Below are 21,663 nucleotides of genomic sequence, written 5' to 3'. Positions count from 1 at the left end.
ACACGAAACTTTATCATACCAGAGATAAAGTTTTTTTGGTTTGTTAACGCAGTGTAAAATTTTCGAAAAAAGCTAATACATAATACGACAAAATTCGATAATATTATTAGGTCTTATTTACTAATATTTTTATACAAGAATATACCGGAGGCAGATACACCATGACAGTCAGAACACGATTAATCACCACTATCAGTTTATTGATTTTTACTATTTTAGGAAGCGGGATATTATCTTATGTCACCATCTCTAATACGATTGAACAGAGTGCTCTATTGCAATCGAAAATGGAAATGCAAAAAAATATGAAACAAATCGATTTTAGATTAGCAGGACTTTCAAATGATGAACGTGGTTACTTACTTACAGGTGAACAAGAATACGTACCTGAGATGCAGAAAAAGATCACTGAAATTAATAATATATTACAGTTGTTACAACAATCATCCGCAGGTGCACCTTACAAAACGTCTTTGCAAAACATCAGTACCACTTTTGCTAAAGTCTTGGATTTAAATGCTAATGTTGTCAAATTACAAAGTGAAAATCCTACCGCTGCAAGTCAATATCATTTCGGAGAAGAACGTACACTACGCAAAACAGCATTAACACCAGTAGTCAATGATGTGATTACCAAACTGGATCAAGAAGTAGCTCAATTACAAGCGCAAAACGAAGCACAAGCACATATCAGTAAAGTCGTTATTGTCGTTGTCATTATCGTTTCGTCTGTAATAGGCATTATTCTAGGTATTCTTTTATTACGTGCTATCCTCAAACCGTTACATCTATTAAATCGTCAAATGTTAGAGATTGCTCAAGGTGAAGCAGACTTGACTCAAACGATTGATTTGAAGCAAAAAGATGAATTTGGTACATTGGCTTCTAGTTTTAATCTTTTTGTAGCTACATTACATTCGATTGTTAGCCAGATCGGGGTATCATCTGATATGGTTGCAGCTTCAGCAGAAGAGTTCTCAGCCAGTGCAGAGCAATCCAAGTCTACCTCTCAACAGGTTGCTGAATCGATGCAAGTGATTGCAGATCAGACAGGTGGACAAGCCAAACAACTAGGGTATCAATCTACATCTTTACAAAATTCATTCCACAAATTGTCTGAAATTTCAGATAATACAGCTCAGATGGTGAACTTCTCGCAATTGATGAAACAGCAGTCTGAAAAAGGAACAGAGTCTATAGAACGTGTAGGCGAGCAAATGACGTCTATCCAAAGTTCAGTGTCTCGTGCAGATCAAAGTGTTAGCGTACTGGCAGGACATGCCACTAAGATAGATACAGTTACTACCCTAATCAATGAAATTTCTTCTCAAACGAACTTGCTTGCTTTAAATGCTTCTATAGAAGCAGCTCGTTCTGGAGAACATGGACGTGGATTCGCAGTCGTTGCAGAAGAAGTTAGAAAATTAGCAGAACAATCAGCTAATGCAGGAAAACAAATCAAAGAACTGGTCAGTCATATTCAGTTAGAAACTCAATCTACGATGTCTGCTATTCAAACTGTTCAAACAGATGTGGCAACAGGTAATCAAATGACCAAAGCAACAGTACAGCAATTCCATGATATTTTACGTGCTGTTGAAGAAATTTCTACCAAAACTGAAAGTATTGCTTCCAATGCTTCACATGTTAACGATTCGTTTGCAAACTCTGCCGATTCTATGCAAACGATGACTAAAGGCACGCAAGAAATATCAGATAGCACACAGGAAATTGCAGCGGCAACCGAACAGCAATTAGCTTCTAGTGAAGAAGTTTTACATTCTGCTGTCGCTTTAACAAGCCTTGCCGAAGATTTACAAGCATTAGTAAGTCGCTTCAAAATATAATCAATCTCTCACAACCTGATGATCACTTATTCTGTGCATAAACCAACAGAATAGATGACCGTCAGGTTGTTTTTGATTACAATGAGCAGTAGCTACATGTCTACAACAATCGTTCAAGGAGGTTATATTATGCTAAAAGAACGTATTGATTATTTGTGCAAAAAAAAGGAGATTACTCGTAAAGACTTGGTGGAAGGATTAGTCACTCAAGCTCATTTTGCTAATATTTTAGCAGAACGTTATCCACTACCAGAAGACTTGGCAGAGCAGATTGCTGAACGTCTGGGTGTGAGTAAGGTGTATTTGGAACGTACAGCAGCTGATGATCTGGAGACATTACAACGTGCTGAACAGATTTTTGAACGATTATCGATGCAAGCTTCCAGTATTCCTGAGCAAGAAGTAAATGATCTTCCTGATCGTGATGATACTTTAACGATAGAATTAACAACGGCTTTGATGAAAGCGACCTATTTTCAACAATTGAATGATCATGATGCGTACAACTATTTGCATCAATCGTATTTGAATTTTTATCTGGATAAGTTTGGACGACCGGACGATATTCTGTTGCCTATTCCATTACTCAAAGCGTTGTTATTTTATAAAATTCAACATTTCCGCTCCAAGCATCAATATTACGATGTTCTGCATCAAGTAGAACGCTGGATTGCATTGCTTCAGACCGGTAGTGAAACATGGCTTACAGCGCAACATATTCGGATGGAAGCATATGTACATACCAAGCAGTTTGAAGAAGCGAAAAAAACCTTTGAACAAATTATGAAGCAAGTGTATGAACAGCGATGGTTTCACCGATTATCCGGTCTGTATATCATCTATAGTGGTTACTGTTTTTCGATGAAATTTATACAAGAATCGCTAACTGCTCTCTCTATGGCAGAAGCTCATCTCGTCTATGCAGAACATCAAAGTGATATGTTAAGTGTGATTATGAATAATCGGATTATGATGTTAACCATGACAGAGCAACTAGAACAGGCAGAAGCAGAGATTCTACGATTTGAAGCGATGGTGGATCATCAGTCTGAAGAAACAAAGCAAAATATGTGGCCTGTATTACTTATTTATCGTTGTGAGATAGCACTTGCGACCAAAGATTGGGCATCCGTAATAAATCATATCGAACAATTGAATACGCTCACTCTTCATCAGGATCAGCAGATGGCTGTTACATTTTATGAAAGTCAGATAGCTTTGTCTCAAGGACAGTCGGAACTGTTTATTGAAAAAGCCTTGGTGTGTTTGCCTTACTTTGAATCAATCCATCAATCTACCCGACTCAGTATATTATATGAAGCTTTAGCAGTTGTATCAGAAGATCAGCGACGATACAAAGAAGCTGCTCAGTATTATCGAAAATTAGTCTATTTGTTACGTACTTATTAATATTGTTGGCTCATATATCTATATCATTTAGATAAAAATATTGATCAATTTACAAATATCTAGGTGTGAAAAAGAATTCAAGCAAAGATTTGTACGTATTGTTTGCGAATATTTACTGAAACGAACCCTATTTTGATAGAAAAGATAGATTAAGCAGACGATTTGTCTGCTTTTTTTGTATGTGCCTGTATCTATTGTTGTGTGTCAAAAGCATTTATATAATAAAAGCAGAACCACAATATACCTGAACAGAAGGAGCATACACCTATGGGATTTTTTAAACGAAATAAAAAAGAGCAAGATCATATGGAGCAAGCAGATCAAGCTATGAGCAAAGGATTAAGCGGATTATTTATGAAAACTATAGTTCCTAAAGAACAGCGAGATCAGATAAATGCTAGCCTAGAGATGGCACGCCAAGCCCAATCCTCTGCAAGTGGACAAATTCCGATCACTGCTACCGCACAGGTTATCTCTGTAAAAGATACAGGCAAGTTAGTAAATTTTGATCCTATTATTATTCTGGTCTTAGATGTGACTGAGAACAATGGAACCCGATATCAGAAAACATTAGAAACAATGGTATCTAAAATGCATATTCCACGTCCGGGTGATCATATAGGATTAGGCATTCATCCATCTTCACCTGCTAATTTTATTTATATGGGAATCATATCTTCTTCATAATTAACAACCAAACAAACAACCATTTGAACAAATAAGGAGCAATAATAATGAAAAAAATTCTGCTAACAATAGGTATACTATGTATAGCGCTTGTATGGGGACTACCGATGTACTTGAATATAACAGGGGGCGATGTGCTAGAAGTCATAGATCAACCGTGGTATCATCCTTTGCTTTATATCGGAATTGCGCTTATTTTTATACCCACGATTCTTTCTACAGTATTCAGTCTCAAAACTGTTAAATCTGGCAAGTCCGCAGTTGGTCTTATTGAGTCTATTCAACAAACAGGTACTTATATCAATGAGCAACCGCAAATTCAGTGTAAAGTGATTGTGACCTGTCAGGGCGAAGATTCATATCCTGCTGAATTGCGTGCTGTAGTGCCGCTTACATCGTTGGCTCAATTTCAACCAGGTGCACTGATTCCATTACTCGTTTCTCCTAAAGATCCATCTAAAATAGGAATCGATTGGAAAGGGCCGGTCTCGCAAGCAGAAGCACAGCAATTATTAAATGAGCAAATGATCAAACAAGGCGTGTCACCAGAAATGATGAATATCGCTACACAGGGTCAACAAGCGTACGCTAAAATAATCGATGTTGTACCTTTAGGAGATATCGACGCACATAAAATAAGTCTTCAACTTACACTTAGTATGACTCAACCGTCAGGAGAGACATTAACTGTAAATGTGCAAAAAGAAATTTTTAAAAGCAGTCTAGCTCAAGTTCAACAAGGACAGATTATTCGTGTTATCTATTTGCCTGAAGATCCATCCCAATTAGTGCTATCACTGCAATCGGAGTCTGCTGATCTACAACATGTATTTGGAGCTACGCGATGAGAGGTAGAAGAGATGTAGATCATTTTTATCCTTATACTATAGTTATACACAAAAAGCACATCCTATGTGAGATAGGCATGTGCTTTTTGGTATGACAAGCTTATTCTGAATAAATATTAGGAACTTTTACATCGGGTTCTACATCAGCTTCATAATCAACATGATCGGTCTCAAAACCGAACAATTGGAAAAATTCACGACGATATCCTTCCAGATCAGTCAATTCATAAATATTTTCTGATGTTAAGTTATCCCAGATTTCAGCAACTTCTGCTTGCACGTCTTCGCGCAACTCCCAGTCATCAATACGAATCCGATTTTTTTCATCGACAGGAGCAGGGCCTTCTGTATACAAGCGATCTGCAAATAGACGATACATTTGCTCGATACAACCTTCATGAATACCTTTTTCTTTCATGACTTTGTACAATGCTGAGATATAAAGAGGAACAACAGGAATCGCCGAACTGGATTGAGTCACTAATCCTTTACTTACAGAGACAAAAGCACGTCCGCCTGTAGCACTCAATTGATCATTCATTTGTTGAGCAGTACGTTCTAGATCATCTTTTGCTTGACCGATCGAACCTTGACGATAGATCGCTTGTGTAATTTCAGAACCGATATAAGAATAAGCTACTGTGGTTACATCTTCAGTTAATACACCTGCTTCGTGTAATTGATCCATCCACAATTTCCAATCTTCACCGCCCATAACTTTGACGGTATCTTGTACTTCTTTTTCAGAAGCAGGCTCGATCGTGATTGGAGTCACTTCGCCATTATGGAAGTTAACCGTTTTGTTCGTATACTCAGCACCGATAGGTTTAAGAACAGAACTGAATGTTTCACCTGTTGCTGGGTCTGTGCGACGTGGAGCCGCTACACTATAGATGACAGTATCGACTTGACCGAATTCTTTGCGAATCGCTTCGATCGTTTTGGCTTTGATTTCATTGGTAAAAGCATCGCCAATCACACTACAAGATTTGAGACCGGCTTTTTGAGCTTCTTGTTCAAAAGCTGCCGAGTTATACCAACCAGCAGAAGCAGTACGTCCTTTGACAGAACCACCATCACGATAAACACCAATCGTATTAGCGCCTGCACCGAATGCTGCTACAATGCGAGAAGCCAATCCGTATCCTGTAGAAGCACCGATCACAAGTACATTGCGTGGTCCGCTAATTTTAGGTTGAGATTGTACATATTCAATTTGTTCTTGAACTTGACGTGCACAGCCGACAGGGTGAGCTGTCGTGCAAATAAAACCACGTGTTCTAGGTTTAATAATCATAGAGAGGATTCCTCGCTTTCACTTTTTACATCATCTTTCGTATTGTAGCATTTTTTGCGAATGAGTACACCGTATCACCAACTAAAGCTTCGATTAAGAAGAGATAGAAGCGTTATTGGAAAGTAAAAATAGTACAAAAATAGTAGGAAAGAGCTGTTTAAAATTTAGATAGGTTGGTTAATAAATAATATCGAAGAATAATTGCACAAAATATAATAAAATATTTTTAAATAGTATTGCAATATTCTTTAATTAATGTTATTATTAATTCATAAGGTTACTAAGAGAAAATTAGTTACCAAAAAACAGCTAACATCCCAAAGGAGAAATTAATCATGAATACCAAATTTCAAAAAGTTTTATTGTCAACTACTTTAGCACTAGGTCTTGGAGCAGTAGCAGTTGTAGCACCAATCGGAGCTAACCAAGTATCTGCAGCTTCTAACGATCAAAGCAACCACGAGAAAAACAAAGACAAAGCAGAACAACGTGCTAACAACCAAGCTTATGTAGATTCTGTAAGTGCACAAATCAACTCTATGTTCGGAACTGCTAACGAAACAACTGAACCTACTACACCAACAGACAACACAACTACTGAGCCTACAAAAACAACTGAGCCAGTAACAAATAACAAAATCACTGTAGTTCTTCCACAAGGTGCTAGCCTTACTGAAATCGCTGCTCAATATGGTGTAACTGTAGACGAATTGGTTGCTGCCAACAACCTTCTACCTGCTGGATACCAATTGACTATTCCTCAAAAATAAGAATTTAGACATTCTCGATCAACTGCCATCTGATCGGCCTAAATATTATCTACCCTTAAGTATCTGCCAAATGCTTATGGAGTAGTTTATATATAAAAAAGCTAACGTTCCCCCGAGCGTTGGCTTTTTTTGTTTGATTTAGCAGAAAGACAATACACATCATTGTTATAAAGTTCATTGTGTCATCAGACCTGTTCGCTTTTAATAATTAAAGAAAGCGAGGAGAGATTATGATTCATATACATAAAAGTAGAGGAAGAATCCAGATCCAAATGGATGTTTACTATATGGGGACAGACGATATCGTGATATTGATCAGTGGAGGAGATCGTCCTCATATAGGAACCATTACCGCAGGCACTCCGAGCCAACCACTACAAACGATCCAATTTCAGCAACATCAAGAATTTTATTTTACAGAAGAAATCGCTATTCACTTACGTAAACAATGGCGTGGGAATTTTGTGATCTGTGGAGGAGTTCATATTGATCAGATCAGTGGGGAAGAGATTAATCAAGTGATCGAAATGGTAGTAGAGATGGGAAATGAATTGATACTTCATTTGCAGGAGAGTCAATCTATAAAATCATAGTCAAAGCCAGAAGATTCACTATTTAACTAATTTGCGCAGATCACTCAAGAGTAGATGTATATAGAAAAGAACGAGATTATAAGTCAACGAATACTCTATCTATCGTTAACACTATTCTCTCGTTCTTTTGCAACATAAATTGATTATAGATTATTTAGTTAATGAAGAAGTTGTTAACGGTACAAATAATTTGGAATCATTATCAGCATCTGTAATCTCAACAAAAACAGCTTTGGTGTTGGAGACATCGACATCAGCGCTAACCATTCCATTTGTAGGAGCTAGAGATAGTGTTTTGAGGGTGGTGTTATCTTGATTCATAATCACAATTTTTTGATTACCGCTAAGCGAGGCTAGTTCTAGATGTAGTTTGGAATATTTATTGTCAGTCATAATCTGAAAGCTTTTACTCTGGTTATTTTCGCCAGTGTACAGAAATACGTCTTTATAATCTTTATCTTTGTAAACGGTATTGCTTGGATCTTTGGTATGCCAGTCTGAGGAACCTAATACTTTGGTGCCCAGTGTACTTAACGATTGTGAGCTTGTTTCTACAGGTGTTGTAGGCGAGCCTGTATTACCAGAACCACCGATAATAACAGAAGAAGAAGCACTGTCATACGTAATAGAAGTTCCCATTAGAGTGCCTACTGCACGTACAGGTAAGTAAGTTGTACCATTATAAGTAATAGGGAGAACAGCTTTGCCATTCGCATCTTTAGCAGTAACTGTAGTACCATTCATTTTCAGAGAAATTGTACTGTTCAAATAAGCTTTGATAGGTTCTAATCCTGTCGCCGCTAGAGCACCTGTCCCTATTCCAAATGTCAATGTAGCTGCCAGAATCCCCAAACCAACCTTTTTGTTCATTAAATATCCCTCCTGAGTAATAAAGTAGCAATCACTATTATAAATAAACGATTAACAACCTATTGTCAAGTTTTTAAAGGCTACTTTATCGATATGATTGGATAGATATGATAGGACTACTTGGATATAAAAAAAACAGTACAAAGTCAATAAACTTTGTACTGTCTGCTATAGTTAATGCTATATATTAGGAATGATCGGCAGGATTTTTTTCTTTCAATCCTTGACCAAGTCCTTTCATAAATCGCATACCGAATCGGATCGCTCGATTGATATCAGGATCTTTCAAAGCTTTCATCAGCGAAAATACACCCATTTTTGTATTATCGTCTTTGCCTGCTTCTTCTAATCCTTTGGTAACACTGTTCATTAACTGGGTAGTCTGCGCAGGATCAACCGCAGTTAACGCACCCGCTGCCGCCATCCCGTTATTAATTAGATTAGTGATTTCTTTACGTGATACTTGCCCGAGCGCAATCTCTGCAATATGTGCTTTTGCTTTGAGCATAGATTCAGCCGCTTCCAAAATACCGCTATCATTCAACTCCCGCAAAATTGACATCGAACGTGCCAGAGCCGCATTAGATTCAGCTAATTCCTTTTTCAATTCATCAATCGTCTGTTGCTGCTGTTCCTCTTCCGTCAGCACCCGCTTCCGAATCGTAGTAATCGGAGTCGCCATATATTCATTCTCCTTTCTCCCACTCAAAACATATAAATTCACCATCAAACATCCAAACCACAAGCCCAACAATAAAAAAAGAACAAATAAAATGAAAGTAGATAAAGTGAAGAACAGATAAAAGTAAAGCCCAAGCCCTATAAAGCCAAGCCCTATAAAACCAACTACTTTATTCAACTCACTAAAAGGACTAAACTCTTTAAAAGGTTCTATGCCTTACCCTGCTCCACAACCCCAAGTTGCACCAGCGAAGGGAGTGAGATTGTTCTGAAAGAGCGAAGCGCTCGCCTTTGTAATAGAATCCCTACCGCCCAGCGGTAAATCAAGGGATTCTGTTACAACAGCGACGACAAGAACAATTCACTCACGAAGCGCCATCAACCCTCCCACCTACATATCCACCAAAGAAACATAATCATCACGATTCCATTTGCGCTGCACCTCAACACCATTTTGCGGATGGCGTTTTTTGTTACGAGGATTAGAGGAAGGTAATGGATTAACCCCTTTAACATTTAAGACCATCATACGTACTTTAGCTTGCTTGTAAGCAGGTGTATGTGTACGTACATCAACAGCAGAACCGGTTAACAGATTGACAGCTGTTTCGTGACTAGTAGAATGCATCGGTACATAGATTTCATTACCACGTACCCGATCAGTAACGACTGCTCTTAGTTTGATCGCTCCATATGGAGACTCCAGACGAACGAGTGTACCATCTTCAACGCCACGTGCCGCTGCAAGCTCAGGAGAGACTTCAACAAACACTTCCGGCAATTTACGATTAATTCCTTTAGATTTGTTCGTCATATTGCCTTCATGGAAATGTTCAAGTAAACGTCCATTATTGAGCACTAGATCAAATTCAGCCGGGAATTCAGCCGCAGGAACATATTGTACGAGAGAAAAGCGAGCTTTTTTATCCGGGAAATGGAAACCATCGGTGTAAAGCAAAGGTGTACTTTCGCCTGTGCTTGAACCCCATAAGAAGCTTCCCCAACCTTCCAATACATCGTAATTACAACCAGAGAAGAAAGGAGTCAGACTTGCCATTTCATCAAAAATTTGAGAAGGATGAGTATAACCCCAATCGAATCCTAAACGTTTGGCAAGTTGGGTTGTAATCCACCAGTCTGGCTTGGAATCGCCCAAAGGCTCAAGCACTTGATATAGACGTTGTACACGACGCTCCGTATTTGAGAACGTACCGTCTTTTTCAAGTGATGGAGCAGCAGGTAACACAACATCTGCGAATTGAGCCGTTTTGGACAAAAATACATCTTGAACAACAAAAAATTCAAGTTGAGCGAGCATTTCATGTACATGATTCACATTGGAATCGACCCATGCCATGTCTTCGCCTACAAGATACATCGCTTTAAGTTCTCCGCGCGCAATATCATCAACCATAGCAATATTATCTTTACCAGGAGCAGAAGAGATCGATACACCATAAGCTTTTTCAAATTTAGCACGTGCTTCATCATTAGAGACATGTTGGTAACCTGGCAACCATGGTGGCAAAGTACCCATATCACAAGCACCCTGTACGTTGTTATGACCACGAAGTGGATACGCTCCTGCACCTGGACGCATATAGTTACCTGTTGCTAACAGCAAGTTAGAAATTGCTGCGGATGTATGTGATCCAGCGATATTTTGCGTAACGCCCATACCCCAACAAATAACAGTACCATCTGCATCACGAATCATTTCAGCAATTCGGATTAATTCAGCTTGAGCTATTCCGGTCACTTCTTCTGCATAAGCCAGTGTATACGGTTCCGATGCTTTGAGATATTCATCAAATTGGTTAACATGTTGCTGGATAAAGTCTGCTGCATGCCAGCCTTGTTCAACCATGTAGTTCATAATCGCTGTAATCCAGACGAAGTCTGTTCCTTGTTGTGGACGAATAAATAGATCTGCACGTTCAGCCATTTCATGCTTGCGTAGATCAGCGACAACTAATTGTTGACCATGCAATTTGTGCGCACGTTTGATACGAGTTGCCAGTACCGGATGACCTTCAGCCGGTGAACAGCCGATTAGAATAACCAGACCAGCGGAAGCGATATCTTTGATCGTACCTGCATCTCCACCGATACCTACAGTAGACATCAGACCATCGGAAGCAGGAGATTGGCAATAACGAGAGCAGTTATCGACATTGTTCGTTTCAAATACTTGACGAGCTAATTTCTGAATCACATAGTTTTCTTCATTTGTAATTTTGGAAGAAGAAATAAATCCTAATTTGTCACTACCATGTTCTTTGCGAATTGCTGACATTTTTTCAGCTACAAGATCCAGCGCTTCATCCCATGTCGCTTCTACAAATTCACCATTACGACGGATCAGTGGAGTGGTCAAACGTTGATCACTGTTAACAAAGTCCCAACCAAATTTACCTTTAACACAAGTAGAAATAGCATTTACCGGTGCATCATGAGAAGGCTGTACTTTAAGAATCTCACGACCTTTAGTCCATACTTCAAATGAACAACCAACTCCGCAGAAAGTACAGACAGTTTTGGTTTTGCGAGTACGTGTATCACGCATTGCTGCTTCGATTTCAGAAATAGCAAAAATACCGCTGTATCCTGGTTCTACATCTTTGATTAGATCAATCATTGGATTAAGCATTTCTTCGCCAATCCCGGACATAAATCCAGCTTCGCCAAGCATTGATTTCTCCATCAAAGCATTACATGGACAGATCGTGACACATTGCCCACAACTTACACAGGAAGATTCGTTGATAGAAACGCCTTCATCCCACATTACGTATGGACGTTCGGCTTCCCAGTTGATCGACAACGTCTCATTGACTTGTAAATTCTGGCACACTTCTACACATTGACCACAAGCGATACATTGATTGGGATCATAGCGATAAAATGGGTGAGACATATCCACTTCGGTTGTAGGCACTTTAGGTTGGAAAGGGTATTTTTGATGTTCGATACCCATCGCTTCGACCGTATTATGGAGTTTGCAATTGCCGTTATTATTGTCGCAAACGGTACAGTACAACATATGATTTTCAAGTAAACGATCCATACCTTCTGTTTGTGCCGCTTTGGCAGAGACAGAGTTGGTCTGTACATTCATGCCTTCTGTAATGATAGTCGAACAGGCGCGTGCTAATTTGCCATCGATCTCAACAATACACGTATCACACGTCTGAATAGGATCGACTTCAGGAACATAACAGATTTGTGGATGCTCAATTTGAGCAAGATTGATCACATTCAGTACACTTAATCCAGAACCAGCTTCATACGATTCGCCATTGATTGTAATTTTGATAGGTTGTTCGCTCATGCAGATACCCCTTTATTTAACAGTTGTATTTCTAGATGTAAGCATTTGGCACTATAAATGCGGCTTCTTCTAGTGAAATCAAAAATGATCGTGGTGCAACCCGATATCTTACTTCTAGGGTTTTACAAAATATCGCCAGCATTAGCGCATAATATAATGGATAACGGATAATTGTAGTATAATATTTATACTTTTATTTCTTTTATATGTATTATTATCTATTAGATACATATAAAGGGTATAGAAAAAAGAGCATAAAAAAACTCCACCTTAAAATCACTACCTCTTTTCAGGTAGCACTTTTAAAGTGGAGTAATCGTTTAGCAATGACATACTAACTGACCAATCCCCTTATATTATGACGAAAATGTGAATACTCTAAATTATACTCTTCTTTTGTGAAATTTCAAGACACAATTAACATGATATGCTAGCTTGGAATAGTTGAAATCTACAAAATGAGGTGTATGATCAAAACATCAGAGCAAGGAGGATTATTGATGAAAAAAGAAACAACTTTCAATGAAATTGTACGTAAAGTACGTAAAGATACATTTGGCAAAGGCCCTGAACGGATTCATACGACCTTTGTTGATAATATGGCAATTACTAAAATGTGGGGGAATTTTACACCTACCGAAAAATTTATTGCTCTTACTCCTGAAGGCAAAGAAATGGTACACCGTGCACGTACACAGATGGTTCAAGGTCTATATGATCAGCATGTTCCAGATGGGATGGAAGAATTATGCGGTTCTAAACTACAGCATTTGTTTACCGATATTAAGGTGGAAGATGATTTTGCCATCTCTGTATTCGTTTTTGAAAAAAATATTGAGCAAGGATGAGGCAGATGGATCAAGAATTGCAACAAGACCGTACGATTGTGCGTTATCGGCGCGGACAAGTCAGCACGACCACAGATCAGGTTGTTCGTGAACAACCGATTACAGTCAAAGTAAACGGCGAAGAATTTGTTACGTTAGTCTGTACGCCTGAATATATTGAAGATATGACGGTAGGATTTTTAGCTTCTGAAGGGGTCATTAAACAATATGACGATATTCAAGAACTGTGGGTACAGCCAGAAGAAGGTTTTGTCCATGTACGCACAGATCGCTGGAAACCTCAGCACCGTCAATTGTTTACGAAGCGTTATATCACTTCATGTTGCGGAACAAGCCGGCAAGGATTTGTTTTTTTTAACGATGCTCGTACAGCCAAAGTAATGGATACAGTAAATGTTACGTTGTCGTTTGAAGATTGTTTTCGGCTGATGGATGAAGTGCAACACAGTGGAGAATTATTTCAGCATACCGGTGGTGTGCATACCGCTGCTTTGTGTGATCCTGATGGGATTATTGTAGCAAGAAGTGATATTGGTCGTCATAATGCTTTGGACAAAATTTATGGCTGGTGCTTAAAGCAGAATCTAAGTCTAGAAGGTAAAATTATTGTATTTAGCGGAAGGATGTCTTCCGAGATTTTGACGAAAGTATCTAAGATTGGCTGTGAAGTGATTTTGTCCAAATCTGCTCCTACAGGGCTAGCGTTAGAGTTAGCCGATCATTTGGGTATAACCACAGTTGGATTTATTCGCGGAGATTCTTGCAATGTATATACACATTCACAAAGAATTTTGGAATGTCAGGACATAGCACCGGATTCTATGATACTCTAGTAGGAAACCGAAAAATAAATATACAGTTCGAAGTCGTTGCAACACGGTATAAGTGAGGAATGGAGAGGTGTCTATGACTTCAAAAGATCAGCATAATCGTATATTAAGAGACTTACGCATCTCTGTCACAGACCGCTGTAACTTCCGTTGTCGATATTGTATGCCAGAAGAAATTTTTGGTAAGGATTATTCTTTTTTACCTAAAGAAAGCGTACTGACAGAGGAAGAGATCGGTAGAATTGCTAAAATATTTGTATCACTAGGAGCCAAAAAATTACGAATTACCGGCGGAGAACCTTTACTGCGTAAAGACTTGCCTAATATTATAGAGCGTCTATCTCGATTGGATGCAGAAGATATCTCGCTAACGACCAATGGCAGTCTGTTATCTCGTATGGCTGTAAGTCTGCGACAAGCGGGGCTTCATCGTGTCACTGTGAGTCTGGACAGTCTGGAAGACGATATGTTTTTACAGATGAATGGCGGTCGAAGTCGTGTTCAGCCTGTGCTTGATGGGATTGATGCGGCGGCAGAAGCGGGACTTCAAGTCAAAGTGAATATGGTCGTACAAAAAGGATTCAATGAAAATGCTGTTGTCCCGATGGTCGATTATTTCCGGCAAAAAGGTCATATTCTGCGAATGGTTGAATATATGGACGTAGGCAATAGCAATGGCTGGAATCGTCAGCATGTAGTCAGCAAGCAAGAATTACTGGATCGGATCGGAGAACATTTCCCACTTCAACCGATCGCACCGAATTATGATGGCGAAGTTGCTACACGTTATCAATTTGCAGATGGTATCGGAGAAGTAGGCTTTATTTCTTCAGTAACGGAAGCTTTCTGCTCTTCTTGCACACGAGCACGATTGTCAGCAGAAGGCAAATTATATACCTGTCTATTTGCTACAAAAGGTCATGATTTAAGAGAGTGGCTGCGTTCAGATCGTAGTGATGAACAGATTGCCGATTATATACAAGCGGTATGGACCAATCGTAAAGACCAGTATTCGTTAGAACGAGGATTAGCGTCTGACAAAAATGATCCGAATGGTCATAAAGTAGAAATGTCGCATATTGGAGGATAGAAGGGGCAACCCTTCTATTTTTTTATTTCAAAATGTAGCAGAATTGTATATTGCAAAATTTTAGTTGTCACAGTATTGACAAATTTCTAAGGCGAGATTAATCTTAATGAGCAGTAGCAATATGTGTTTGAAGCAGACTCATGTGATGTTTTTGCTTTAAACCTGAATCGACCGTTGATTGATATCCTTATAGGAGTCTGTAAGGGCATTAACCAGCATTAATTATTCTCTAGACCTCTTGATGCTTAGAATATATAAGAGGAATATTAGGGCATTGTTAATGGTGGTTTTTTGGCGTTTTTGAACTGATGATACCAACAATGAGTAACAACCACGATGAACATGGAGGGTTTACAATGTCTTTTTACACCCCGCAAGAAATTATGAATATCACCGCTGAAAATGGTCTCAAAAAATCAAAATTACCGTTCTGGACAGTACTTATTTTAGGTTTTCTTGGAGGCGCTTTTATTTCGCTTGGATTTTTGGCAGATATACGTGTGATCGGGACAGCGCCTAAAGAATTAGGTTCGATCGCTGGATTTTTTGGAGCAGCGGTGTTTCCTGTCGGTCTTATGTTAACGATTCTTGCAGGGGCAGAGCTATTAACAGGGAATATGATGGTTATGGCGATGTCATGGTTTGCCAAAAAAATTACGTTATCTCAAGTAGTGGTAAATTGGGTACTGGTATTGCTGTCTAATTTTATCGGTGCTATTGCTGTTGCTTACTTTTTTGGACATGTGGTTGGATTAACAGAAGGCGATTTTTTAGCAAAAACACTCGCTATTGCTCATGCCAAAGTGAACGAAGGTTTTGGTGAAGCTTTTGTATCGGCGATTGGTTGTAACTGGTTGGTCTGTTTGGCAGTGTGGCTCGCTTATGGTAGCAAAGATTCAGTCGGTAAATTTGTAGGGATCTGGTTCCCCATTATGGCGTTCGTTGCTATCGGATTTCAGCACGTTATTGCTAATATGTTTGTGATTCCAGCTGCTATTTTTGCAGGTTCGGATATTACATGGACACAATATGTAGAAAATTTTGTGCCTGTCTTTTTGGGAAATCTAGTAGGGGGAGCTATCTTTGTCGCGTTGGCATATTTCGGAGCGTATCGATATACAACAGAAGCTAGTATGTCTCCTGAAGCAGTCAGCGATACGAACAACTATCATGAGCAAGGATTAAGCGGATCGACTGTTCATATCAAACATTAATATTGTATGTTATACATCGAAAAAAGAAGCAGAACCGCGTGTATACGGTCATGCTTCTTTTTTGATGTGAATGTATTACCTGATAGCATAGTATACGATCTGCTACTGATTAAGCAGAAGTTTTCTCATTATGCGTAGTAGAATCGGTTGGTGAAGGTTGAATGATAGGTTCAACATTATTTGATGCCTCAGTATTAGCCGATTCATCAGCACTCATATCAATTTGAAAACGATTCAGTTCATGTTGCATCTCTTCACGAATCTGACGAAGCATTTTCACTTTTTCACTGGATTCCAAGAACGAACGTTGTTGTTCAACAGTAGAAGCAGTAATCTCTTCACTACCTGCAGCAGATTGTTCAGTGATTGCACTGATATTTTCTATCGCTTGATGCACTTGATTACTCATATCTTGAGAGACTTTCATATCTGTAGCGAGTTTACTTACATGCTCAGCAATCTGTCCTACTTTTTGGCTGATCGCAGCGAATGAAGCATCAGTAGAACTGGTAGCTTGTTCTTGCTCCTGGAACAGATCAATACTTTGAGCGACAGAAGATTTTACTTTGTTCATAGCAATAGTAATACTATCCACAGCAGCGAAGATTTGTTGTACAGCTGTGACAGATTGAGAAGCTAACTTTTTCACTTCATCTGCAACTACAGCAAATCCTTTACCTGCTTCACCTGCACGAGCCGCTTCAATCGAAGCATTGAGAGAAAGCAAGTTTGTTTGCGAAGCAATTTCAGAGACTAACTTGGTCATATCTGTAATTTGTTCTGCATTTTTTTCGAGTTCAGTGACTGTTTTCTCCACTTCAGCCATCGCAGAACGATTGTTAGCAACGAGTTGTAATTGTTGCTTCATCACTAGACTACCTTGTTGAATCGCTTGGATCGCTTCTTCGCTGTAGGCTGCTGATTCAGTAGTAGTCTCTAGATTAGATGAAAATTTCTGTTGCATATCATCGACAACCATAACAGTTGTGCTAAGATCTTCCGCAATCTTCTGACTACCGATAGCTAGCTCTTCAGTAGAAGTAGCAACTTGATTCACAATTTCTTGCATCACATCGTTACTGCGGTCAATATCTTGAGCCATATTGTCTACGCGAACTCCTGCTTGATCAATTGAAGTCACGATACTACGCAAGTTATCAATCATAATATGGAAAGAACGATTCAGATCATCGAGCTCGTCTTTACCTTTAGTCTCTGCTAATTTGATTGTAAGATCTCCATCTGCAATTCGTTGTGCTGCAATATTCATTTGTTGAGTACGGCGTGCGAATTTGCGAGCAGTCCATGTATTGAATACACCGACAGCAATTAATAAGAAGATCGCACCAATCAAAGCGATTTGCCAGGTTAGATCAATACTGTTGGTCAAATCTTTCGTGTATTCGTTATAACGTGCTTGCGTAATTTCATTCAAAATATAAATATCATTTTGAACACCTTCAATACGAATACTTTGACGTTTCGCTTCTGCACTATCATTATTTGTTAATGCTTGTTGAGAAGCGTCGCTTAATTCTTTGAATTTCGTTACGATTGCGGACAGACGCTTTTGCTCTTCTGGTGTCTGTAACATGCCATTTGATAATGTATCAATAGTAGCTTGTGTTTGATTCAACTGTGTATTTACAATCGATTTGTTACTAGCTGACATCGTAAAGGAGAAGTTAGCCAAAGCTTGCCCGGTCTGTACCATATTGCCGTCTAGCTGTTTAACATTTAGCATCGCGGGTACAAGATTATTATTTTGTGAATTGATATTGAGTAATTGGAAAATGATATATGCGACAAGAATTAAGGAAGCAATTAGCGAAATCATCGCATTTAATACTAATTTACCTTGTATTTTCATAAGTTCCTCCACGTAGTTACTTGAAATTAAGGAGCTATAATGTACTCATTAATTAAGAAGTTAAATCGATTTTGATTTCGCCTGAAATTAATTTTTTCTTCAAGTCTTCTAATTGTTTTTGTTGTTCGGCGGTTAATTGAATGACATGAATATCGGTTAAGCCTACACCATCATCGGTTAGACCAAATACCATATCTTTATCTTTAAAAGTGTGATTGTTTTTGGCAAACGATTGTAATGCGCTATAAAGAGCAACATCGACATTTTTGATCATCGAAGTCAGCACTGCTTTTTCAGCGACAAAAAATTGATCACTATCTACACCAATTGCGTATTTACCTTGAGTCTGGGCTTCTTGTAACGCACCGACTCCAGTCAAGCCAGCAACTGTATAAATGACATCGACATTGTCGTTCTCAATCATATCTTTAGCTGCTTTGGAACCCACAGCTGGATTACCAAAATCACCTGTATAATTCGTAATAAAAGAAACATTAGGATCGATAGAGCGCGCTCCTTGTTCAAATCCAGATTGGAATTTGTGTAACAACGGGGATTCAACCCCACCGATAAAGCCAATACGGTTCGATGTACTTGCCATAGCAGCTACAGCACCTGCCAAAAAACTACCTTCTTCTTCTTTAAAAGTAATCGATGCCACGTTAGGCAATTCTGATGTTTCGTCCACGATAATAAATTGTTTGTTGGGATTAGCTTTAGCCGCTTTTTCTAAGCTGTCTTTCATGATGTAACCAAGTCCGATAATAACATCGTTATCTTCTTTCGTTAATTGGTTAAAAGCTTCATCATACGTTTTGGTCTGAGAAATTTCTTTATAATCAAATATAATACTTTCTTCATTTCGCGCTTTGATCAACCCACGAAAAGCCGCATCACTATAAGATTGGTCACCTAACCCAATATCTGATAGCACGATACCTACTTTAGTTTTGGTAGTCGCTGTTGCTGCTTCTGTGGTCGCTTGCTGAGAAGAGCAAGCACTTAATAAAAGCATGATTGCGATCAAAGCTGTAAATCCAGACAGAAATGTTTTTTTTCTCATAATACTTCTCCTATTCCTCTCTAATCCCAAAATAAATAACTTCCTTTCTTATATCGGTTAATCGTAGAACTTCGTTTATAAAATTTTATTGTGGAATCTATAATTATTTCAAATTTAAATTAATATTTAGCTAGAAAATATGTTTTTTGAAATTAATGCTTGGATGCGACACTGTGACAGGGTATGATAGACAATAAAAATACGAATTCGTTATTACTGGAGGAGAAGCATGAAGTATATCAGTACTAGAGGACAAGTAGAGCCAAAAGGATTTATTGATACTGTTTTGATGGGACTTGCCGATGATGGCGGTCTTATGGTACCCGAGCATATTCCGGTGATTGCTCCTGAGACGTTAAATGAATGGAAAAGTCTAAGTTATGTAGATTTATTCCTTACTATATTTTCTTATTATACGAATGATGAGATTCCAGCAGACGATTTGAGAGATTTAGCGACTCGTAGTTATGCGAATTTCCGTCATCCTGAAGTTACACCGATTACTAAGATTGATGATTCTCTGTATATTATGGAGTTGTTCCACGGACCTACATTTGCTTTTAAAGATGTTGCATTGCAATTTATGGGTGAATTTTATTCCTATGTATCCAAAAAGCAAAACGAAATTATTCATATTTTGGGAGCTACTTCTGGAGATACCGGTGCGGCTGCAATTCAAGGGGTACGTGGTAAAGAAGGAATTAAAATCTGTATTTTGCATCCACATGAGAAAGTTAGTCGTGTACAAGAATTACAAATGACAACAGTAGATGATCAAAATGTACTGAACTTATCAGTAAAAGGTAATTTTGATGATTGTCAAAAAATCATTAAAGAGCTATTCGGTGATCTTGCATTTAAAAAAGAATATCATCTACGTGCAATCAACTCGATCAACTTTTTGCGGATTCTAGCACAGACCGTTTATTACTTCTATGCTTACTTGCATATCGATCAAGGACAGCATCAATTGAAAAAAATCAACTTTAGCGTACCATCTGGTAATTTTGGTAATATCTTTTCAGGATTTTTGGCTCAAAAAATGGGCTTACCGATCAACAAGTTGATTATTGCGACGAATGAAAATAATATTTTAGAGCGTTTTGTACAGACAGGTGAGTACAAGCCTGGTGATTTTAGAAGTACGTACAGCCCTTCTATGGATATTCAAGTGGCTAGTAATTTTGAGCGTTATCTGTATTACTTTGTAGGGGAAGATGCAGCTAAAGTATCTGAATATATGAATATATTAAAAAGCGAAGGACAAATCGTAATGACAGGCGATGATCTTGCCAAAGTACAAAGTGACTTTGCAGCTTATGGCGCGTCGAATCAGGAATGTCTGGATATGATTTTGAAATACAAAGGCGATCATGATTATCTACTTGATCCTCATACCGCTTGTGGTATTACAGCTTATGAGAAATATCAAGGTGATGATGAGATCTGTATTACATTAGCTACTGCTCATCCAGCTAAATTTGATGAAGCGATTATCTTGTGTGAGATTGAACAAGAGTTCCCTGAAGAAATCAAAGAACTATTCGCCAAACCTCAATATCAAGAAGTAGTGGAGCATGATACCGCAGAGATTGTACGTCAATTAGAATCTTTTTATGCGTTAGATTAACAAATCATATATAGTATTCAATCACATCCTTTTATCCTCTATATCTTTATGATGATGTAAAACATTGTTATAGATTTAGAGGTAAAGGATGTTTTTATTATAGGTATAGGAGCGGACAGATTGACGGTCATTCTTTCGTTCGTTAAAATAAAAGACATCATACATCTTGATTATATGTAATAAAAATAAACAAGCTCAAACTAACGAATATATGATGCTAAACACTGGAAGTAGGTGTCTTTATGAAATTTTCAAAAGCAACGAATTATGCACTGCATACGATGGTATATCTTGTTCAAAATGAAGTAAACAAATCGTTAGGTGTTCAACAAATCGCTGAAACGTTCTCAGTATCGCCCACATATCTGTCCAAAATTTTGACCAAATTGGTTAAAGCCGGATTGATCGAATCAGCGTCAGGTGCAAATGGGGGTTACCGACTCAAGCGCAAGGGTGAAGACATTTCATTTCTGGAAGTTATTCATGCAATTGAAGGGGTGAACTCTTTATTCACCGGTTGCTTAAATAATAATGCTCAGTGTGCGATTCAGCAGGTTATGATTGAAGCAGAAGGTCAGATGGAAGAGTATCTCAAAAACAAAAAGTTGATTGATGTCTCGATCAAATCTGAAATTATGGCATCTCATTCTTCATAGGTTATACATTGTAGATCGCAGAGAATGAGTCTGCGATCTTTTGTTTGCGTTAAGCCTATATTAAAATGGGTACTAAAAAGAAGCTGTATCCGTTACAGATTCTTTGTAAGCATATATGATAAAATTAA

18 protein-coding genes are annotated in these 21,663 nt (G+C 38.4%); 12 read left to right on the top strand and 6 right to left on the bottom strand.

Annotation, left to right across the window (positions count from 1 at the left end; translation table 11 throughout):
• Positions 1–161 precede the first annotated feature (161 nt).
• From PQ456_RS16395 to PQ456_RS16380, 4 genes are all read left to right on the top strand, one after another.
• On the top strand, positions 162–1,847 hold the full coding sequence (locus PQ456_RS16395; protein ID WP_273613254.1) for a methyl-accepting chemotaxis protein: 1,686 nt from the start codon (positions 162–164) through the stop codon (positions 1,845–1,847).
• A gap of 129 nt (positions 1,848–1,976) precedes the next feature.
• On the top strand, positions 1,977–3,257 hold the full coding sequence (locus PQ456_RS16390; protein ID WP_273613253.1) for a helix-turn-helix domain-containing protein: 1,281 nt from the start codon (positions 1,977–1,979) through the stop codon (positions 3,255–3,257).
• A 267-nt stretch (positions 3,258–3,524) separates the two neighbouring features.
• Complete coding sequence (locus tag PQ456_RS16385; RefSeq protein ID WP_273613252.1) at positions 3,525–3,944, top strand: integrin alpha; 420 nt, start codon at positions 3,525–3,527, stop codon at positions 3,942–3,944.
• A gap of 47 nt (positions 3,945–3,991) precedes the next feature.
• A complete protein-coding gene (locus PQ456_RS16380) occupies positions 3,992–4,792 on the top strand; it encodes a hypothetical protein (protein WP_273613251.1) in 801 nt (266 codons plus the stop codon).
• Positions 4,793–4,892: 100 nt separating this feature from the next.
• On the opposite strand, the gene fabV is transcribed toward PQ456_RS16380, so the two are convergent.
• Complete coding sequence (fabV, locus tag PQ456_RS16375) at positions 4,893–6,089, bottom strand: enoyl-ACP reductase FabV (RefSeq protein ID WP_273613250.1); 1,197 nt, start codon at positions 6,087–6,089, stop codon at positions 4,893–4,895.
• 335 nt (positions 6,090–6,424) lie between these two features.
• On the opposite strand from fabV, the gene PQ456_RS16370 reads away from it, so the two are divergent.
• Together PQ456_RS16370 and lpdD are read left to right on the top strand one after the other, a co-directional pair.
• Positions 6,425–6,859, top strand: a complete 435-nt coding sequence (locus PQ456_RS16370) for a LysM peptidoglycan-binding domain-containing protein (protein WP_204823093.1) — start codon at positions 6,425–6,427, stop codon at positions 6,857–6,859.
• A gap of 230 nt (positions 6,860–7,089) precedes the next feature.
• Entirely contained in the window at positions 7,090–7,452 is a 363-nt protein-coding gene (gene lpdD / locus PQ456_RS16365) for a prenylated flavin chaperone LpdD (RefSeq protein WP_273613249.1), read from the top strand.
• A 150-nt stretch (positions 7,453–7,602) separates the two neighbouring features.
• Here lpdD and PQ456_RS16360 read toward each other — a convergent pair whose 3' ends face one another.
• From PQ456_RS16360 to fdhF, 3 genes are all read right to left on the bottom strand, one after another.
• Complete coding sequence (locus tag PQ456_RS16360; RefSeq protein WP_273613248.1) at positions 7,603–8,322, bottom strand: stalk domain-containing protein; 720 nt, start codon at positions 8,320–8,322, stop codon at positions 7,603–7,605.
• A gap of 187 nt (positions 8,323–8,509) precedes the next feature.
• A complete protein-coding gene (locus PQ456_RS16355) occupies positions 8,510–9,004 on the bottom strand; it encodes a helical membrane plugin domain-containing protein (RefSeq protein ID WP_273613247.1) in 495 nt (164 codons plus the stop codon).
• 390 nt (positions 9,005–9,394) lie between these two features.
• Complete coding sequence (fdhF, locus tag PQ456_RS16350; RefSeq protein WP_273613246.1) at positions 9,395–12,334, bottom strand: formate dehydrogenase subunit alpha; 2,940 nt, start codon at positions 12,332–12,334, stop codon at positions 9,395–9,397.
• Positions 12,335–12,831: 497 nt separating this feature from the next.
• Here fdhF and PQ456_RS16345 point away from each other — a divergent pair, with 497 nt between their 5' ends.
• The 4 genes from PQ456_RS16345 to PQ456_RS16330 all read left to right on the top strand — a co-directional run bounded on the left by PQ456_RS16345 (position 12,832) and on the right by PQ456_RS16330 (position 16,316).
• Positions 12,832–13,182, top strand: coding sequence for a Na-translocating system protein MpsC family protein (locus tag PQ456_RS16345; protein ID WP_273616339.1), 351 nt, complete (start codon positions 12,832–12,834; stop codon positions 13,180–13,182).
• 5 nt (positions 13,183–13,187) lie between these two features.
• On the top strand, positions 13,188–14,015 hold the full coding sequence (gene fdhD / locus PQ456_RS16340; RefSeq protein ID WP_273613245.1) for a formate dehydrogenase accessory sulfurtransferase FdhD: 828 nt from the start codon (positions 13,188–13,190) through the stop codon (positions 14,013–14,015).
• Between the two features lie 67 nt (positions 14,016–14,082).
• Positions 14,083–15,102: a GTP 3',8-cyclase MoaA gene (gene moaA, locus PQ456_RS16335; protein WP_273613244.1), complete on the top strand. Its 1,020-nt coding sequence runs from the start codon at positions 14,083–14,085 to the stop codon at positions 15,100–15,102.
• 356 nt (positions 15,103–15,458) lie between these two features.
• Complete coding sequence (locus tag PQ456_RS16330) at positions 15,459–16,316, top strand: formate/nitrite transporter family protein (protein WP_273613243.1); 858 nt, start codon at positions 15,459–15,461, stop codon at positions 16,314–16,316.
• Positions 16,317–16,425: 109 nt separating this feature from the next.
• On the opposite strand, the gene PQ456_RS16325 is transcribed toward PQ456_RS16330, so the two are convergent.
• Positions 16,426–18,186, bottom strand: a complete 1,761-nt coding sequence (locus PQ456_RS16325; RefSeq protein WP_273613242.1) for a methyl-accepting chemotaxis protein — start codon at positions 18,184–18,186, stop codon at positions 16,426–16,428.
• Between the two features lie 52 nt (positions 18,187–18,238).
• Entirely contained in the window at positions 18,239–19,249 is a 1,011-nt protein-coding gene (locus tag PQ456_RS16320) for a BMP family lipoprotein (RefSeq protein WP_273613241.1), read from the bottom strand.
• 229 nt (positions 19,250–19,478) lie between these two features.
• On the opposite strand from PQ456_RS16320, the gene thrC reads away from it, so the two are divergent.
• Both thrC and PQ456_RS16310 read left to right on the top strand, forming a co-directional pair.
• Positions 19,479–20,879 (top strand): threonine synthase, encoded by a 1,401-nt coding sequence (gene thrC, locus PQ456_RS16315; protein ID WP_273613240.1) that lies wholly within the window; start codon positions 19,479–19,481, stop codon positions 20,877–20,879.
• A 242-nt stretch (positions 20,880–21,121) separates the two neighbouring features.
• Positions 21,122–21,535: an Rrf2 family transcriptional regulator gene (locus tag PQ456_RS16310; RefSeq protein WP_273613239.1), complete on the top strand. Its 414-nt coding sequence runs from the start codon at positions 21,122–21,124 to the stop codon at positions 21,533–21,535.
• Positions 21,536–21,663 lie beyond the last annotated feature (128 nt).

The sequence above is a fragment of the Paenibacillus kyungheensis genome (assembly GCF_028606985.1).
In the GTDB taxonomy this organism is placed as follows: Bacteria; Bacillota; Bacilli; order Paenibacillales; family Paenibacillaceae; genus Saccharibacillus; species Saccharibacillus kyungheensis.
This window is presented reverse-complemented; position numbering and strand designations above follow the sequence as displayed.

Excerpts from the sequence above, each read along its gene's own strand:
- PQ456_RS16395 (WP_273613254.1), top strand. The coding sequence starts at position 162 with ATGACAGTCAGAACACGATTAATCACCACTATCAGTTTATTGATTTTT.
- PQ456_RS16390 (WP_273613253.1), top strand. The coding sequence starts at position 1,977 with ATGCTAAAAGAACGTATTGATTATTTGTGCAAAAAAAAGGAGATTACT.
- PQ456_RS16385 (WP_273613252.1), top strand. The coding sequence starts at position 3,525 with ATGGGATTTTTTAAACGAAATAAAAAAGAGCAAGATCATATGGAGCAA.
- PQ456_RS16380 (WP_273613251.1), top strand. The coding sequence starts at position 3,992 with ATGAAAAAAATTCTGCTAACAATAGGTATACTATGTATAGCGCTTGTA.
- fabV (WP_273613250.1), bottom strand. The coding sequence starts at position 6,089 with ATGATTATTAAACCTAGAACACGTGGTTTTATTTGCACGACAGCTCAC.
- PQ456_RS16370 (WP_204823093.1), top strand. The coding sequence starts at position 6,425 with ATGAATACCAAATTTCAAAAAGTTTTATTGTCAACTACTTTAGCACTA.
- lpdD (WP_273613249.1), top strand. The coding sequence starts at position 7,090 with ATGATTCATATACATAAAAGTAGAGGAAGAATCCAGATCCAAATGGAT.
- PQ456_RS16360 (WP_273613248.1), bottom strand. The coding sequence starts at position 8,322 with ATGAACAAAAAGGTTGGTTTGGGGATTCTGGCAGCTACATTGACATTT.
- PQ456_RS16355 (WP_273613247.1), bottom strand. The coding sequence starts at position 9,004 with ATGGCGACTCCGATTACTACGATTCGGAAGCGGGTGCTGACGGAAGAG.
- fdhF (WP_273613246.1), bottom strand. The coding sequence starts at position 12,334 with ATGAGCGAACAACCTATCAAAATTACAATCAATGGCGAATCGTATGAA.
- fdhD (WP_273613245.1), top strand. The coding sequence starts at position 13,188 with ATGGATCAAGAATTGCAACAAGACCGTACGATTGTGCGTTATCGGCGC.
- PQ456_RS16330 (WP_273613243.1), top strand. The coding sequence starts at position 15,459 with ATGTCTTTTTACACCCCGCAAGAAATTATGAATATCACCGCTGAAAAT.
- PQ456_RS16325 (WP_273613242.1), bottom strand. The coding sequence starts at position 18,186 with ATGAAAATACAAGGTAAATTAGTATTAAATGCGATGATTTCGCTAATT.
- PQ456_RS16320 (WP_273613241.1), bottom strand. The coding sequence starts at position 19,249 with ATGAGAAAAAAAACATTTCTGTCTGGATTTACAGCTTTGATCGCAATC.
- thrC (WP_273613240.1), top strand. The coding sequence starts at position 19,479 with ATGAAGTATATCAGTACTAGAGGACAAGTAGAGCCAAAAGGATTTATT.
- PQ456_RS16310 (WP_273613239.1), top strand. The coding sequence starts at position 21,122 with ATGAAATTTTCAAAAGCAACGAATTATGCACTGCATACGATGGTATAT.